The organism is Pseudomonas sp. ASL7 (genome assembly GCF_056680375.1).
This window is the reverse complement of sequence record NZ_CM155279.1, coordinates 5,025,599-5,040,279: the sequence shown is the minus strand read 5'-3', so window position 1 is coordinate 5,040,279 and position 14,681 is coordinate 5,025,599. Positions and strand designations below refer to the sequence as shown.

Genomic DNA, 14,681 nt, shown 5'->3' with positions numbered 1-14,681 from the left:
ATGTCCCACCTGTAGAAGCTGCCATCGGCAGCCTACGGTGTGCGAACCGCGTAAAACTCACGGAAATCACCATGCCTATCATTGTCGAGCCGCTGAACGAAGCCACTTACCAGGATCAGCAGGATCTGCAGAAGATCTACCGCGATGCGCCGGACTGGCTGTTCGCCCCATTTGCCGGGGATGTGCAGTTGATCGAAGCCTGCTTGCGCGATGGTTCGCTGATTGGCGGTCGTTTCAACGATCGCCTGTTGGGCGCGGCACGCCTGCAACGGCACCAGGACGTATGGCATCTGTCCCACCTATGTGTAAGAAAAATCACCCGTCGCCGTGGCGTCGCCGAGCGCCTGGTGAGCGAAGCGCAGAACATGGCGTTGCAATCGTGTGCAACCTTGCGCTTGCTGGCCCCTGCCGGGCACCTTGAAGCTCAGGCACTTGCGGCAAAACTGAAAGTGCCGCTGGATGTACTGCCGACGTGATCGCTGACCGGTCGTCCGTTTTGGAGCGCTATACTCCCCGGCTATATTTCGAATTCGTTTAACTACAAGGACTCGCCCATGAAAGCGTTCGGCAAAATCCTGGGTCTGGTACTTCTCGGGCTGTTGCTGATCATTGTGGCGCTGGGCTTTGCCCTGACGCACCTCTTCGATCCCAACGACTATAAAGACGAGATTCGCCAGATTGCCCGCGACAAGGCCCACATCGAGCTGACGCTCAATGGCGATATCGGCTGGAGCCTGTTCCCATGGCTGGGCCTGGAATTGCACGAAGCCAGTGTCGCGACCCTGGTCAAACCCACCGAGCCGTTCGCAGATTTGCAGATGCTCGGCCTCTCCGTACGTGTGCTGCCGCTGCTGCGCCGTGAAGTACAAATGAGCGATGTGCGCGTCGAAGGCTTGAACCTGCGCCTGAACCGCGACAAGGACGGCCATGGCAACTGGGAAGACATTGGCAAGGTTGCGGCGTCAGCCAGCCCGACCACATCTCCCGCCACCGCCCCCGAATCAACGGCACAGCCCCCTGTCCCAGCGGAAAAACCGGCCCAGCCAATCCGCCTGGACATCGACAGCCTGACCGTCAACAACGCCCGCGTTGAATACAACGACGAGAAGACTGGCAAGCAGTTCAGCGCCGAAAGCATTCAGCTCAGCACTGGCCCGGTTCACGACTCCACCAACATCCCGGTCAAACTCACTGCGTTCCTCGGCACCAACCAGCCGGTTTTGCGAGTACGTACGGAGTTCAATGGCGAACTGCGGTTCGAGCGCGCATTGCAGCGCTACAAACTCGAAGACATGAAGCTGTCCGGCGAAGTCGCTGGTGATCCGCTGCAAGGCAAAACCATGACCTTCGCCGCCCAGGGCCAGTTGCTGCTGGATAAAGCAGCGAACGTCGCCGAATGGACCGGTATCAAGATCTCTGCCAACCAACTGCGTGCATTGGGCGAGTTGAAAGTCAACGACCTCGACAAGACCCCGCAAATCAACGGCGGCATTTCGATTGCCCAGTTCGACCTGGCGAAGTTCGTCGACAGCATCGGGCAGACACTGCCGACCATGGCGGAAGGCAGCCTGAGTAAAGTCGAATTGGTCAGCCGCATTGCCGGCACACCGACCAGTGTGTCGTTCGACAACATCAATCTGAAAGTCGATGACAGCAGCTTCAGCGGCCGCATCGCCGTCGAGGATTTCGCCAAGCAATCGCTGCGCGCGGTGCTCAAGGCCGACACGTTTAACGTCGACCGCTACCTGCCGCCGAAATCTGCCGAAGCCAACAGCGCGACGCAGGTCCGTAAGGCCGAAGTGGCCAACACCGAAGCCACTGCGCTGGCCGGCGCCGGCAGCACACCGCTGCCGGAAAAACCGACCAAAGGCCCATGGAGCACCACGCGCCTGTTTCCAGTGGAACGGCTAAGCCAGCTTGATGTGGAGGCTGACTTGACCTTCGGCCAGCTGACCCTCGACAAACTGCCGATCCAGAACGCGGCACTCAAGGCCACGGGCCAGGGTGGCCTGCTGACGCTGGAGACCTTGCGCGGTGACTTGTACGACGGCAACTTCGATGCCAAGGGCACCCTCGACGTACGCCAGCAAGTGCCCGCGCTGAACCTGCAAACCAGCATCAGCAAAGTGCCTGTGGACAAGATTCTCGAGAGCCAGGGTAAAAATCCACCGGTCAAAGGTCTCGTCACGCTCGTTAGCAACCTGACCAGTAGTGGCAACAGCGAGAGCGCACTGATCGACAGTCTCAACGGCAATGCCGTCTTCGTTATCAACAACGGCGTGTTGCTCAACGCCAACCTCGAACAGCAACTGTGCAAAGGCATCGCCACGCTAAACCGCAAAACCCTGAGCGGTGAACCACGGGGCAAGGACACACCGTTCCAGGAGCTCAAGGGCAGCCTGATATTGCGTAACGGCGTGGCCAGCAACCCGGACCTGAAAGTTCGTATCCCGGGCATGAGCGTCAACGCTGACGGCGATGTCGACCTGCGGGTGCTGGGCATGGATTACCGCGTAGGCGTTATCGTCGAAGGCGACAAGAGCGACATGCCGGACCCTGCCTGCCAGGTCGGCGAGAAGTACCTGGGCATCGAGTGGCCGCTGCGCTGCCGTGGCCCACTCGAACTGGGCGCCAAAGCCTGCCGCCTCGACAACGAACGCATGGGCCAGGTCGCGAGCAAACTGGCGGGTGAAAAAATCAGCGAGAAAATCGACCAGAAGCTGGGCGACAAGGTCAGCCCGGAACTGAAAAACGCGTTGAAGGGGCTGTTCAAGCGATGAATGCCGAGCAGTTTTCATCAGCGGTGCTCGATTGGTACGACCGCCACGGCCGCCACGATTTGCCCTGGCAACAGGGCATCACCCCGTATCGGGTGTGGGTCTCGGAAATCATGTTGCAGCAAACCCAGGTCAGCACCGTGCTGAACTACTTCGACCGTTTCATGGCCTCGCTGCCAACAGTTGAAGCCCTGGCTGCCGCACCCGAAGATGAGGTGCTGCACCTGTGGACCGGCCTCGGCTACTACACCCGTGCGCGCAATCTGCAAAAGACCGCGAAGATCGTCGTCAGCGACTACGGCGGTGAATTTCCACAGGATGTGGAGAAACTTGTGGATCTGCCGGGGATAGGCCTGTCCACGGCCGGTGCTATCGCCAGCCTGAGCATGGGACTGCGGGCGCCGATCCTCGACGGCAACGTTAAACGGGTGCTGGCGCGGTTTACGGCCCAAGAGGGTTACCCGGGCGAGCCCAAGGTCGCCAAACAGCTGTGGGCGAACGCTGAGCGCTTTACGCCGCATGATCGGGTCAACGCCTACACCCAGGCGATGATGGATTTGGGCGCCACCCTGTGTACTCGCAGCAAACCGAGTTGCCTGCTCTGCCCGCTTGAAAAGGGTTGCGAAGCACACCTGCTTGGCCTGGAAACGCGCTACCCGATCCCCAAGCCGCGCAAAGCCGTGCCACAGAAGCGCACGCTGATGCCGATGCTCGCCAACAGCGACGGCGCCATTCTGCTTTACCGGCGGCCTTCCACGGGCTTGTGGGGCGGACTCTGGAGCCTGCCCGAACTCGACGACCTCGATGACCTGCAACACCTGGCGTCACAGCACTCACTGGAACTGGGCACACAACAAGCGTTGCCGAGCCTGGTGCACACCTTCAGTCATTTTCAGTTATCCATCGAACCCTGGCTGGTTCAGGTCCAGGAAGCCGGCCATCACGTGGCCGAGGCCGACTGGCTCTGGTATAACCTCGCCACCCCGCCGCGCCTGGGCCTTGCCGCCCCGGTCAAAACCTTGCTCGAACGCGCGGCCGCCGTATTGAACGCAGGAGAGTCGTCATGACCCGCACCATCATGTGCCGCAAGTACAAAGAAGAATTGCCCGCCCTGGAACGCGCTCCCTTCCCGGGCGCAAAAGGTCAGGACATTTTTGACCACGTCTCGGCCAAGGCCTGGGCCGACTGGCAGAAACACCAAACCCTGCTGATCAACGAAAAACGCCTGAACATGATGAACGCCGAAGACCGCAAATATCTTCAGGGCGAGATGGACAAGTTCTTTTCCGGCGAGGAATACGCCAAGGCTGACGGCTACGTTCCACCCGCTGGATAATCCCCGTTTTTCGGGGGTCGGATCGTAAGCGACGGTAATAATTAAAATTTTTTTCAAAACTTTGTTGACGACCCCCTGAAAAAACAGTTTAATGCGCCCCGTTGCCCAGATAGCTCAGTCGGTAGAGCAGGGGATTGAAAATCCCCGTGTCGGCGGTTCGATTCCGTCTCTGGGCACCACCTTTCGTTTCAGGTGGTTCCAACACCACCCGAAACAACCAAGAAACCCGCCTAGTGCGGGTTTTTTGCTTTCTACGGTTTCCAACCGTTTCGCAAAACGTGTCGCGCCGTCGCAGTGCAATACAGCGCAGCAGCCAAAAGCAATTGCTCCACCTGGTTGCCAATCACAGGTTGCCACGTTGGTGGCCACTGAAAACCATCATTGCCGGGTTACGGCGGGGAGGCCTGATTACAGCCAAGCCATCACGCCGCCATGTCGCGAGCATGTGCCGCGGTGATGCTGGCTAAAGCTGAAGGACTTGTCGCGACACTTGGCAGTTGCCCCGACGGGCGTCTGATTTGACTTCGTGTGAGCTGGGCTATGCACCGTATTGCCATCGTTATTGGTGTACGAACCATGCTCGATGAGTTGCGATTCATCAGGGGATGGATCGGCGTACGGTTTTGCGAAGGCTGGTTGGAATATCAGGCAGGCGGCAAGCGCCAGGAGGGCTAGTTTCATGTGGTGCTCGTTTTTTTTGTTGGGATAGGCAGGTAATGGGTTTGTTGATGGCGCAAGGGTCAGCGCTTGCTCAGGAAGCCTTTTGCCATTGCTGGCTACCTCTTTGGTACTAAAAAAGATGGAGCGTCAGGGCCTCCCAAGTAATTCAAGGCAGGCGGGCGGTAACCACTTGCTAGTGCTGGTGATAGCGAGGTCAGTGCCACGCAGAAAATCTTCGTGGCAGCCGCAAAATCGGTGGTGGCGAAGGCTTAACCGGGGGAACCTGACGCCATCTGAAATGCACGGCTAACGCCCGACTGGGGCGCTCCCAACTGGGTACAGCCCTGGCCAGTAAAAAGGTTTCAGCCACCCGGGACGGCTTAGCGTATAGAAAACTCCGTTTTCTGCGTTCAACCCAAGAAGACGTCTACACTCTCATCGATGTTTCTATGCAGACCTGACTTACAGGGAGTTTTCCTTGAAGGTACTACTCGTTTTCATCGCGTTGACATTGCTGGCAGGCTGTACTACTCGCATGCCCAATGATCAGATCATCACAGAAGCCCAGAAATGTGAAGGCGCGGGTTTGCCTTGGCGGCAGGTCTACAACTACGACGGCAGTGTTGCCGAAGTCATTTGCACCACCCACCTGCCCAAGGAGGTACAGCCTTCGGTCCAGGTGCAGATAGCACCTGCCCAAGCTCCGGCTCCAGTTCAAATTCCAGCTCCAGTTGCAGTTCCAGTTCCAGTTCCAGTCCAAATTCCAGTTCAAATTCCAGCTCAAGCGCCAGCTCAAGCTGTGATTTATCAACAGCCGTATTATCAACAACCGTACTACGGAGGCTACTATCAAAGGTGGTAATTGCTGAATAAACAGCGTTATCCCATGCAAAACCGGGACAGATTTATTTTGTGCCTGGAATAAATCCACCCCCTTCTGCTCTTGTGATTACCTTGACTCCATAGTTGACCCCGGCCAGCAGCAACGAGGCTAAAACTGTAAAAACCCAGAAACCCTTACTTCGGTAGAACTCAAGTGACCTACGGGTACACCAGCGGAGAGTCGCCTGATACGACCGGTTTAAGGAGCGATGCATAAATAGCCAACGGCCTCAGCGCTTATCACCAGCCATCAAAGGGGTCTCCGTTACGGGGACACCAAGCGCCGAAAACCTTAACCAATTGATAACAGGCAGGGCGTTTGAGGCCGATTGAATGTCAACACTTGTCAATTGACCGAGTCAAAACCGCGAATTGGCGGGTGACTCCATTGGCTAATGACAATAAAGCTCTGCCTCTTCTTCATCGGGGACTTCATCCGTAACAATTACTCGCGCATGAGCGCTGTGCTCGTTTTCCATGCGTAACCCGAAGTAGCGAGTATCGTTGGCGTCCCAAAATGCCTCTATCTGCGCCATGGGTGCATCTTCAAGCAGCACCTCGGCGCTGTGCTCCAAGATGATCGAGTAACGTCGTTCGGTTTTCATTACAAAGGGGCTCGCAACGGCGGGGTGAAGAAGCTTAATGTGCACAGGCACTGATGCCATTATGCCGGCTCGCTGATTTCCGACCGTAACCGCTCATCGTTTCGGTGAGGTTTGTAGATACGCGGTGCCTGAGTTGGAAGCGTCGATTCCGCGCCCATGACCGGCCATGCGGGCGGGTATGGTGAATATCACCACTCCCCCTGCTCGTGGACTGGTAATCATTGGTAGCAGAAGCTACATTGGGCGAGCTAATACAAAGCAAGCTAAGTAATATTCGCCAGATGTCAGCCATGAGGCTGAATGGGGTCTGCAAAATGAATGCACACCAACGCTGTCGCCGCACCGTATTCTGGCGTGGCTCATTCTCCGTGATACTAGGTTTTGCCGTCTTGAGCCTGGCCTTGATGCTGGCTGACCGATCAGCTCCAGCAACTGCCCTGGAGTTCGACGGAGTAAACTTGAGCCAGCAGGTGGGTCACTCCCAAAAATTAGGAAATCAGGCAACCGCGCCAATTCTGGCGGCGTCTCAGTAGGCCGAATCACAACCACAGCAAATAAAAGGCCTGTAGACAACAGTTCGATTCCGTCTCTGGCACCACCTTTCGCTTTCAGGTGATGCCAAGCACACCTGAAAGCACACAAAAAGCCCGCCTAGTGCGGCTGCAAGGGGGCTGCTATGCCACTGTCAGATACCACCATCCGTACCGCCAAACCGTAACGATCTGAAAGGCCCGTGGTTAGCGGGTTCAACGCGGGGTGTGATTTATGTCGCGGCGCCAAAGGCGCAGATCGAGCGCGATCGGAAGCCTGTTTGCAGAGTCACCCATTCTGGTTTGTCGTCGAGACTGACCAACTTGTCCGATTCGGACCATCCTGTGCGGCTCAACGTTTAGTGGGCTAAAGCTCGCAACGTTACTGCACTGTTAGCTAACGTAAACCTAGACTGTTGTGCAGAGCTCCAGCCTATTCAAACTGACAAATACAATGTAGCTTCCGATTTCCGCTGAGGTTCAGCCCACTACCTATCCTGAAGGGTTTCGCTCTGATTTCGCCACCGTCTAAATTAGCGGGAAGCCTCTTGGCCCGGACTCTACTTTCAGGGTTATTGCTCAGTCTCACACCTGCCGTTTCGGCTGTGGAAGTGTCGACTCAAGTGTTGAGAGTCTGTATCGCCGAAGCTGATGTTCCGCCATTCAGCTACGCCGGGCACGAGAGCAGGCTGCAACAACAGGTACGCTTGGCCGTCCAGCGCCAAGGCTGGGAGGTGACCTTTACTACGCGTCCTTGGCTGCGCTGCCGGGCGGAGGTCGCTAGCGGAAAATACGATGTGCTGGTACCAGTAGCTCCCGGCAGGGAAAATTCGGACACATTCGTTTTCCCTGGGCGCAAAGGCGAGCCAGACCCGGCTTTGGCGCTGGGCACAGTGCGAGTGGTGGCAGCGCAAAAGCTTGGCAGCAACGTCAGCTGGGACGGGCAACGTTTCACCGGTTTGCAAGGGCCTATTATCTCTTTACGGGGCATGAATGCATTAAGCGAGTATCTCACCCTTATAGGCGTACCCTCTGTGGGCGCGAGCTCCCCGAGAGACATGATGCATATGCTGCTTGCGGGGCGGAGTAATCTGGTAGTGGATATTGAGTACCGGATGCATCAGACCCTCCAAGAGCCAGAGTTCCGTGAGCGCTTCCAGGTGCTTCCAACGGCGGTGCTTACTCTGCCGGTGTACCTGGTGGCCAGTCCGCCCTTTTACAGGCTGCACAAGGACGTTGTCGAAAGGCTTTGGCATGACACCGCTGGCCTGGGTGAAAATTCAGATAGTGGCAGCCATAGTCCGATCAATGGGAATCTCTAAAAACCTGGCAGAGTAAACCAGCCCCGTTTTCGGCCACCGCGTCGGCGGTTCGATTCCGTCTCTGCACCCAATACCGAAAACCCTGAATCGCAAGATTCAGGGTTTTTTTATGCCCGGGATTTGAGGAGGTGCCATTTCAGTCACCATCGAAGCTCCGAACGAAGCATCAATCCCCCACCTCCTATCGCTACGCCAGCAAGCGCCTGTAACACATGCCGGGGCTGAGAGGCCGAGAAGCGCCAGGCATGGTCATCGGCCATTCTTGGCAGTCTCACGTGCCTGTCGGAACGATCCGTATGCTTTAACGGAAATGGATGACAGACGTTGATCATAGAATTGAACAGAATCGGAAGAGGAGCTACCGCATAACCGGGGGCAGATACTCAACAGAGATGTAAACAATGACTGACGCCATTAATCCAGACGTCGAAACCGCTGAGTTTTTTACTGAACAAGAAATCAGAACTTTTAGCTTTGACATTCAGCAGTCAACACGGCTTCACAGGTTCGCCAAAGAACTGGCTGCCATCGGCGGGCCGCAGGCACCAGGAGCCAAGTCCAAAGCATCTCTGGCAGCCACCGAATTAAAGTTCTCGTTTTCGAAAGACCAATGCGAACTGCTGGATGCCTACTCCGACGGCCTTGTTTGCGTGTTGATCTTTGAAGGGCTGCAAAAAATCACCGATGCCAGCCCTCCAAATGAACTACCCGACCTGACATCCCTGGAAGATCGATACGACGTTCTATGCCTGGCCGCGCGCAATCAAATTTTATTGAAGCTGGTGGATAACAACGCCTTTGCCTATGACATGGACAACGAAGGAAAACTGGTTCGACTGGTGGCGAACCTCAAGGGCGGCGGACTGACCAAAATCCCTGCCGAACCGGAGGTCAATGAACTGAGCTCCCACTCCGGCCTGGCGCTCGGCCCGCATACCGAGGCGCCTTACTGGTGCGCCGTAAACGCTAAAGACGGGCACTCTCCCTCGCCATCGTCGCTCATACTCTCGGCCCTGTGGAACCCAAGCCAGGAATCGACCTCGGTAATACCGCTGCCGCCCATACTGGAAAAAATCGGCGTAACCAACTGCCTCGCGCTGACTACAGGGAATTTTCAGTTCACCCGCAGTGACTCCTTCGTCAGTGGCAAGGGAGAGGATGGTCGCAATGTTTCGATACTGGAGTTCGATGACAAAGTCGGGATCGCCGCCCGTTTCAACTCATACCGTTTCTCGGTCAACGACAACGCCTCAAATTTTGTCAAAACGGCCTACGCCGCCCTTTGCCAGGGTGTAAGCGAAGCAACTCCAGTCGAATACACACTGACGCAAGAGTCGGCCATGGTCATCAATAACGTCCGGGCCCTGCACTGTCGCGATGTCATCAAAGACAACAGACGTGTTCTGGTGCGCATTTTCGGGCTGTCGAAATTCTCTTCTCCTCTTGTTATTTCAGAGGACCCGTTGCAGCTGCAGGGCTGATTGTTGTTACACGTTCAGTCTGTTGAATGGCCAGACATGTGGATGACTGGCCAATAATTATAAAAGAGGGAATGTGATGTCTTGGGATGTAATTGGCCTGTTGGCGCTCGTCGCGTTTTGCGCCGGTTTTTTTGATGCTATTGCAGGTGGTGGCGGACTAATAACCTTGCCCGCGCTGTTTTTGGCCGGGATGGACCCCATCAGTGCGATTGCAACAAACAAGTTTCAGGCCGCTTCGGCCACTATTTCGGCAACTGTAACCTTTGCTCGCAAAGGCATGATCGAGTGGCGCTCAGGCCGCTTCCTGGTTATTTGCGGATTTATTGGCGGCGCCAGTGGTGCCTTGCTGGTCAGCTCTATTGATAAGCGCTATCTGGAAGTTTGCGTGCCTATCATGCTGATTCTGGTAGCTATCTATTTTGCGCTCTCTCCAAAGCTGGCCAATGAAGATCGACGCAAGAGAATCGGCATTCTGCTTTTTTCGTTTACCGTGGCGCCGATCCTGGGTTTCTACGACGGTATATTTGGCCCCGGTGTGGGCTCTTTTTTTATTGTTGGATTCGTACTTCTCTGCGGTTTGGGCATGATGCGGGCCATGAGTTTTACCAAACTTGCCAACGCTTCATGCAACCTGGGCTCTCTGTCGGTCTTCATTACCAAAGGTGTGATTGTCTGGCCGATTGCCATAGCCATGGCTTTGGCAGCCTTCATCGGCGCTCAATTGGGTGCACGAGCCGCAGTTCGGGTCGGTCCACGGTTGATTAAACCCATGTTGATCGTGGTCTGCTGCGCCTTAGCCATCAAGCTGCTAAGCGTAGAAACCAATCCTTTGCGCGTTGCAGTCATGCATTCCTTGGCTTCGTTATGATCACCGGGCGGCACTGACCGGCACTTCCCGCCTTCAATCGCGATTGCAGTTCGATGAGCCGCGGACCGGCCCTGCGCACAAAGCCTGGGTGGCGCGTTGGCGCTGAAGGTGGCCAAGGAGGACCGTGCCGCGGACAGGAAAATCGGGCTGTCTTGTCCCGCAGATTTCCTGAAAATTAGCCTGCAACCTTCAGTTATCACCATTCCAATGGAAAACCAGATTACGAGCGGCGCCGCTTCCGACGTCCGTGGTGTCACGCCGCTCCTGACCATTGCGCGTCGCGATAACGACATACTTGCCAGGAGGTAGTTGAACGTAAACCAGCGGTCCGGCCTGACTCAATGTCAGTACCGTCTGCCCTGGTGCTTTCTGAATGAGCACATCCACATCGGGAACGTATTTACCCTCCGCTCCGATGGAGAAGGTCATGTGCAGGTTGTAGCCGGTGGTTTGCTGGATGGCTTTCGACTCATCCTCACCGATACCGCCGGACACGTAAGTGATCCCGTTTTGCTCTTGTTTATGGACTTGCACGCCGGCATTGTCGACGGGCTCAAGGCTGGCAGCCAGCGACATGAGCGGGAACATCAACAGGCCGATGGCGGCGACAGGCAGAAGGAATGCATGAATGTGTTTCATAAGGGCGACTCCCGGGCCCGACAGAGCCCACTGGTTACCCTATTTATGATTTCCCTGCGAACGGCCAGTTTTAGATTGATTTGATCTTGGGTTCACTGCGAATTGGACTACACCTTGTACTCCTCAAGCGCAGCGATGCCCGACAGGCGTCCAAAAAAACCGCTTCTCGCGGTTTTTTTTGTCGGCGTGCATTTTTGAAGTTATTAACTAGAGGTGTATTGAGCATTACTCCAGTGAACGTTCAGCTCACGGGCATGACCTTTTCCGACGTTAACAGTATTACGCCGCTCTTCCCCGTTACGCGTGGAGACCACCGTATATTTACCGGCCGGAAGCTGTACATAGACCAGCGGACCGGCCTGATCCAGAGTAAAGACAGGATGTCCTTGCGAGCTCTGAACGACCACATTCTCATTGGGCAGGTATTCATTCGCCTGACCGACAGAGAAGCTCATGTGCAGGTTGTAACCATGGGCCTGCTGAATAAACCGCGTTTCATCCAGACCAATGCCTCCTGATAGGTAGCTAATACCATTCTGTTGTTCTTGCTGAATCTGCACACCAGCGGGGTCGATAGGTCCCGGAGGCGTGGAATGAGCCACGAAGGGAAACATCAACACACCGACAGCAGCGATGGGCAACATGAATGAATGGACGAATGTCATGATGACGACTCCCGGATTTCGAAGAATCCAATCGTTATATTTTTTGGATTTCTGGCCGCCTTCACAAGTTTTAGATTGATTCGACCCCAAGATCACCGGGAATAGGACGGGGCGTTGTATTCCTCAATTGTTCATAAGCCGCGCGAAGTCTATTGTTGGCAGCTACCCGCAAAGGTCCAAAGCCAATGAATTTGCAGGACATGCCTATACGGGCACTGGCTCGATTTGAGTTAACGCCGCCTACTTGCGGTGGCCCCTTCAAAGAACCCGCTTCCGACGGTTTTCTCATCGGCGGTTACACCTGGCAGCACGCCGATCAGGACACGTCCCGCCCGGTGGTCATCATCAACGCCGCCACCTCCGTGCGCTGCCGTCATTACTCGCGCTTCGCCGAATACCTGTTCACCAACGGCTTCAACGTGATCATCTACGACTACCGCGGCATCGGCGAATCGCGACCCGCCTCGTTGAAAGGACTCGACGCCTCATGGTCTGACTGGGGCGCGCTGGATTTCGAGGCGATGCTCAAGCGCGCTCAGCGTGAGTTTCCGGGGCAGCCTATCGACGTCGTCGGCCATAGCTTTGGAGGCTGTGCAGCGGGGCTGGGAACGTCTGGGCATCTGATCCGGCGTCTGGTGACCGTTGGGGCGCAATTCGCTTACTGGCGCGATTACGCGCCCGCGCATCGCTGGCGGATGTTTGGCAAGTGGCACCTGGTGATGCCCTTGGTGACGATGCTTTGCGGATATTTCCCCGGAAAGCGCCTGGGCTGGCTGGAAGACACCCCAGCCGGGGTGGTCCGCGACTGGAGCACGCCCACCGCGCGGTACGAGAAGCGCCCCAGCGGTCGTCTGATCCATGCAAGAGACGGCCGACTCCCCTTCGCCAACGTCACCGCGAAAACCCTGGCCATCAGCCTCAGCGACGATCCCTACGGCACGATTGCCGCCATCGAACGCCTGCTCGGCTACTTCACCAGCGCCCCCCATACTCACCTGCGCATCGCCCCCGAAGACATCGGCAAAGAAGAAGTCGGACATTTCGCCTTTTTTCGTAGCGCATACCAAGCCACACTATGGCCCATTGCATTGTCTTGGCTGCAAACCGGCGAGCTGGCCCCCGACACCCCCGGGCGGCGACTGCCACGCAGCTGATCGACCTGCCCACTCAACGAGATATGGAACGACGCCCATGGCCTCCGCCAACAAGCAGAACAAACGCGCCACCCGCGCCAAAACCAAGGCCAAGCAGAACCGCACCCAACGGGCTGCCGCGCCGGTCGAGCTGGATCCGAACGACGATCGTATCGACTTTGAATCGGTGGACCTGACCGACATGTTCAAAGAAATGATCGACGCGCAAAAGATCAGCCAACAAGCTATGTGCGTAGCCTTTCTTGAACACCCGCTGATCGCGTTGGTGCTGGAGCAGGAAGGCGAAGAAACAGCGACAGATTTCATCATCGCCGCGCTGATCGAATATCGCCAATGGTCCACCGAAGTGGACGAAGCCGGCGCCTTGGCCTGGATCGAATCCCCAACCTTTCAGGTTGATTACGTGGCGGCCTCCGAAGCCATCGCGGCCCAAAACCAACAGAAACCGAACTGAGTCCTCATGGCATCCCTGAACAAGCAACAGAAACGCGCCAAACGCGCCAAGATCAAAGCCAGGCAAATCAACATCCACGGCAGAAAACCTGCCCCACTGGACGATGACCTGGGCGACATCGGCGAGCCGATCCCGGAATACACCCTGGCGATGTTCAGCAAAATGCGCGACGCGGAAGCCATCAGCCGCAACGACATGCTGCTGACCCTGCTGTCGGACCTCGCCGCAATCATCAGCGACCACCCAGAATTGCTGGACATGGAAAACGCCGACAACGAAGCCATGGCCGCCACCCACCTTGCCGCCGACATGCTGATCGACTACCGCATGTGGACCGACGGCATGGACCGCGACACAGCTCAGGCCTGGCTGACCGATCCGCAGTTCATCACCGACTTCGGCGATGCACTGGACAGCTATCGTCAGTCGCTGGACGCGCAGGAAGAAAAGGGCGAGTAAACACTCCCCTGCAGAAACAAAAACGGCCGCTTGTCATCACTGACAGCGGCCGTTTTTTTAAAGCCACTCACCTCAATCGATCTGACAGACTCCCCTCGTCAGCGATTATGTATATCCCATTGACATATCCCTCAATAAATCTATTCTTTGGACACACCCATCCGCAGAAACGCAGGAGGCCAAAATGGAACAGACCACCCTTTTCATGAGCAATCGAAGCCAGGCTGTCCGCCTCCCCAAAGCCGTTGCAATGCCAAGCGATGTAAAACGAGTCAATGTAGTCGCCATCGGCAGGGCCCGCATCATCACTCCTGCAGGCGAGACATGGGACAGCTGGTTCGACGAAGATGGTGTGAGTGCGGATTTCATGACCGATCGTGAACAACCCACCGATCAGGAGCGTGAGTCGTTCTGATGATCAAATTCATGCTCGACACCAACATCTGCATCTTCACCATCAAGAACAAACCACAGATCGTACGGGAAGCGTTCAACCGTCATAACGGGCAATTGTGCATTAGCGCCGTAACGTTAATGGAGTTGATCTACGGTGCCGAAAAATCAGCAGCACCAGAAAAGAACCTTGCGGTAGTCGAAGGTTTGGCGGCACGCCTTGAGGTGTTGCCTTTCGACAATGAAGCGGCCGCGCATACCGGAATGATTCGATCCGAGCTGGCAAAGGCGGGAACGCCTATCGGGCCCTACGACTACATGATTGCCGGCCACGCGCGTTCACGTGGGTTCATCGTGGTAACGAATAACCTGCGGGAATTTGAACGGGTTCCAGGGTTACGCGTAGAGGACTGGGTACACCCCGATTGAACCCAGCACAACCGACGCAAACAAAAA

General features: G+C 56.2%; 17 protein-coding genes and 1 tRNA gene. 14 read left to right on the top strand and 4 right to left on the bottom strand.

The window, feature by feature from the left end; genetic code table 11:
• The first annotated feature begins 71 nt into the window (after positions 1 to 71).
• From AC1MDT_RS23420 to AC1MDT_RS23400, 5 genes are all read left to right on the top strand, one after another.
• Positions 72 to 476 (top strand): acetyl-CoA sensor PanZ family protein, encoded by a 405-nt coding sequence (locus AC1MDT_RS23420; RefSeq protein ID WP_480419160.1) that lies wholly within the window; start codon positions 72 to 74, stop codon positions 474 to 476.
• A 78-nt stretch (positions 477 to 554) separates the two neighbouring features.
• Positions 555 to 2,780 (top strand): AsmA family protein, encoded by a 2,226-nt coding sequence (locus AC1MDT_RS23415; RefSeq protein WP_480419159.1) that lies wholly within the window; start codon positions 555 to 557, stop codon positions 2,778 to 2,780.
• Positions 2,777 to 3,844 carry an A/G-specific adenine glycosylase gene (gene mutY, locus AC1MDT_RS23410; protein WP_480419158.1) on the top strand — a complete coding sequence of 356 codons (1,068 nt, stop codon included), beginning with the start codon at positions 2,777 to 2,779 and terminating at the stop codon, positions 3,842 to 3,844. The genes AC1MDT_RS23415 and mutY overlap by 4 nt, the downstream gene beginning before the upstream one ends.
• Positions 3,841 to 4,113, top strand: a complete 273-nt coding sequence (locus AC1MDT_RS23405) for an oxidative damage protection protein (RefSeq protein WP_480419157.1) — start codon at positions 3,841 to 3,843, stop codon at positions 4,111 to 4,113. Before mutY ends, AC1MDT_RS23405 begins: the two co-directional genes overlap by 4 nt.
• 103 nt (positions 4,114 to 4,216) lie before the next feature.
• Positions 4,217 to 4,292, top strand: a tRNA-Phe gene (locus AC1MDT_RS23400).
• 229 nt (positions 4,293 to 4,521) lie between these two features.
• Here AC1MDT_RS23400 and AC1MDT_RS23395 read toward each other — a convergent pair.
• Complete coding sequence (locus AC1MDT_RS23395) at positions 4,522 to 4,794, bottom strand: DUF3761 domain-containing protein (protein ID WP_480419156.1); 273 nt, start codon at positions 4,792 to 4,794, stop codon at positions 4,522 to 4,524.
• Positions 4,795 to 5,251: 457 nt separating this feature from the next.
• On the opposite strand from AC1MDT_RS23395, the gene AC1MDT_RS23390 reads away from it, so the two are divergent.
• Positions 5,252 to 5,635, top strand: a complete 384-nt coding sequence (locus tag AC1MDT_RS23390) for a hypothetical protein (protein ID WP_480419155.1) — start codon at positions 5,252 to 5,254, stop codon at positions 5,633 to 5,635.
• Positions 5,636 to 6,047: 412 nt separating this feature from the next.
• Here AC1MDT_RS23390 and AC1MDT_RS23385 read toward each other — a convergent pair whose 3' ends face one another.
• A complete protein-coding gene (locus AC1MDT_RS23385) occupies positions 6,048 to 6,260 on the bottom strand; it encodes a hypothetical protein (protein ID WP_480419154.1) in 213 nt (70 codons plus the stop codon).
• A gap of 1,078 nt (positions 6,261 to 7,338) precedes the next feature.
• Between AC1MDT_RS23385 and AC1MDT_RS23380 the strand changes: the two genes are divergently transcribed.
• The 3 genes from AC1MDT_RS23380 (at position 7,339) to AC1MDT_RS23370 (ending at position 10,461) form a co-directional block, all read left to right on the top strand.
• Positions 7,339 to 8,112, top strand: coding sequence for a hypothetical protein (locus AC1MDT_RS23380; RefSeq protein WP_480419153.1), 774 nt, complete (start codon positions 7,339 to 7,341; stop codon positions 8,110 to 8,112).
• 401 nt (positions 8,113 to 8,513) lie between these two features.
• A complete protein-coding gene (locus AC1MDT_RS23375; protein WP_480419152.1) occupies positions 8,514 to 9,593 on the top strand; it encodes a hypothetical protein in 1,080 nt (359 codons plus the stop codon).
• A gap of 76 nt (positions 9,594 to 9,669) precedes the next feature.
• Entirely contained in the window at positions 9,670 to 10,461 is a 792-nt protein-coding gene (locus AC1MDT_RS23370; protein WP_480419151.1) for a TSUP family transporter, read from the top strand.
• Positions 10,462 to 10,650: 189 nt separating this feature from the next.
• Here AC1MDT_RS23370 and AC1MDT_RS23365 read toward each other — a convergent pair whose 3' ends face one another.
• Together AC1MDT_RS23365 and AC1MDT_RS23360 are read right to left on the bottom strand one after the other, a co-directional pair.
• Positions 10,651 to 11,100: a carboxypeptidase regulatory-like domain-containing protein gene (locus AC1MDT_RS23365; RefSeq protein ID WP_480419150.1), complete on the bottom strand. Its 450-nt coding sequence runs from the start codon at positions 11,098 to 11,100 to the stop codon at positions 10,651 to 10,653.
• Positions 11,101 to 11,303: 203 nt separating this feature from the next.
• Positions 11,304 to 11,765, bottom strand: coding sequence for a carboxypeptidase regulatory-like domain-containing protein (locus tag AC1MDT_RS23360; protein ID WP_480419149.1), 462 nt, complete (start codon positions 11,763 to 11,765; stop codon positions 11,304 to 11,306).
• 185 nt (positions 11,766 to 11,950) lie between these two features.
• On the opposite strand from AC1MDT_RS23360, the gene AC1MDT_RS23355 reads away from it, so the two are divergent.
• From AC1MDT_RS23355 to vapC, 5 genes are all read left to right on the top strand, one after another.
• Complete coding sequence (locus AC1MDT_RS23355; RefSeq protein WP_480419148.1) at positions 11,951 to 12,919, top strand: alpha/beta hydrolase family protein; 969 nt, start codon at positions 11,951 to 11,953, stop codon at positions 12,917 to 12,919.
• Positions 12,920 to 12,956: 37 nt separating this feature from the next.
• A complete protein-coding gene (locus AC1MDT_RS23350; protein ID WP_201115355.1) occupies positions 12,957 to 13,373 on the top strand; it encodes a hypothetical protein in 417 nt (138 codons plus the stop codon).
• Between the two features lie 6 nt (positions 13,374 to 13,379).
• A complete protein-coding gene (locus tag AC1MDT_RS23345) occupies positions 13,380 to 13,832 on the top strand; it encodes a hypothetical protein (RefSeq protein ID WP_480419147.1) in 453 nt (150 codons plus the stop codon).
• Between the two features lie 184 nt (positions 13,833 to 14,016).
• Positions 14,017 to 14,247 (top strand): type II toxin-antitoxin system VapB family antitoxin, encoded by a 231-nt coding sequence (gene vapB, locus AC1MDT_RS23340; protein WP_480419146.1) that lies wholly within the window; start codon positions 14,017 to 14,019, stop codon positions 14,245 to 14,247.
• Positions 14,247 to 14,654, top strand: coding sequence for a type II toxin-antitoxin system tRNA(fMet)-specific endonuclease VapC (vapC, locus tag AC1MDT_RS23335; RefSeq protein ID WP_480419145.1), 408 nt, complete (start codon positions 14,247 to 14,249; stop codon positions 14,652 to 14,654). Before vapB ends, vapC begins: the two co-directional genes overlap by 1 nt.
• Positions 14,655 to 14,681 lie beyond the last annotated feature (27 nt).

Bases quoted from the DNA above. Each gene is read 5' to 3' on its own strand.
- AC1MDT_RS23420 (WP_480419160.1), top strand. From the start codon at position 72: ATGCCTATCATTGTCGAGCCGCTGAACGAAGCCACTTACCAGGATCAG.
- AC1MDT_RS23415 (WP_480419159.1), top strand. From the start codon at position 555: ATGAAAGCGTTCGGCAAAATCCTGGGTCTGGTACTTCTCGGGCTGTTG.
- mutY (WP_480419158.1), top strand. From the start codon at position 2,777: ATGAATGCCGAGCAGTTTTCATCAGCGGTGCTCGATTGGTACGACCGC.
- AC1MDT_RS23405 (WP_480419157.1), top strand. From the start codon at position 3,841: ATGACCCGCACCATCATGTGCCGCAAGTACAAAGAAGAATTGCCCGCC.
- AC1MDT_RS23395 (WP_480419156.1), bottom strand. From the start codon at position 4,794: ATGAAACTAGCCCTCCTGGCGCTTGCCGCCTGCCTGATATTCCAACCA.
- AC1MDT_RS23385 (WP_480419154.1), bottom strand. From the start codon at position 6,260: ATGAAAACCGAACGACGTTACTCGATCATCTTGGAGCACAGCGCCGAG.
- AC1MDT_RS23375 (WP_480419152.1), top strand. From the start codon at position 8,514: ATGACTGACGCCATTAATCCAGACGTCGAAACCGCTGAGTTTTTTACT.
- AC1MDT_RS23370 (WP_480419151.1), top strand. From the start codon at position 9,670: ATGTCTTGGGATGTAATTGGCCTGTTGGCGCTCGTCGCGTTTTGCGCC.
- AC1MDT_RS23365 (WP_480419150.1), bottom strand. From the start codon at position 11,100: ATGAAACACATTCATGCATTCCTTCTGCCTGTCGCCGCCATCGGCCTG.
- AC1MDT_RS23360 (WP_480419149.1), bottom strand. From the start codon at position 11,765: ATGACATTCGTCCATTCATTCATGTTGCCCATCGCTGCTGTCGGTGTG.
- AC1MDT_RS23355 (WP_480419148.1), top strand. From the start codon at position 11,951: ATGAATTTGCAGGACATGCCTATACGGGCACTGGCTCGATTTGAGTTA.
- AC1MDT_RS23350 (WP_201115355.1), top strand. From the start codon at position 12,957: ATGGCCTCCGCCAACAAGCAGAACAAACGCGCCACCCGCGCCAAAACC.
- AC1MDT_RS23345 (WP_480419147.1), top strand. From the start codon at position 13,380: ATGGCATCCCTGAACAAGCAACAGAAACGCGCCAAACGCGCCAAGATC.
- vapB (WP_480419146.1), top strand. From the start codon at position 14,017: ATGGAACAGACCACCCTTTTCATGAGCAATCGAAGCCAGGCTGTCCGC.
- vapC (WP_480419145.1), top strand. From the start codon at position 14,247: ATGATCAAATTCATGCTCGACACCAACATCTGCATCTTCACCATCAAG.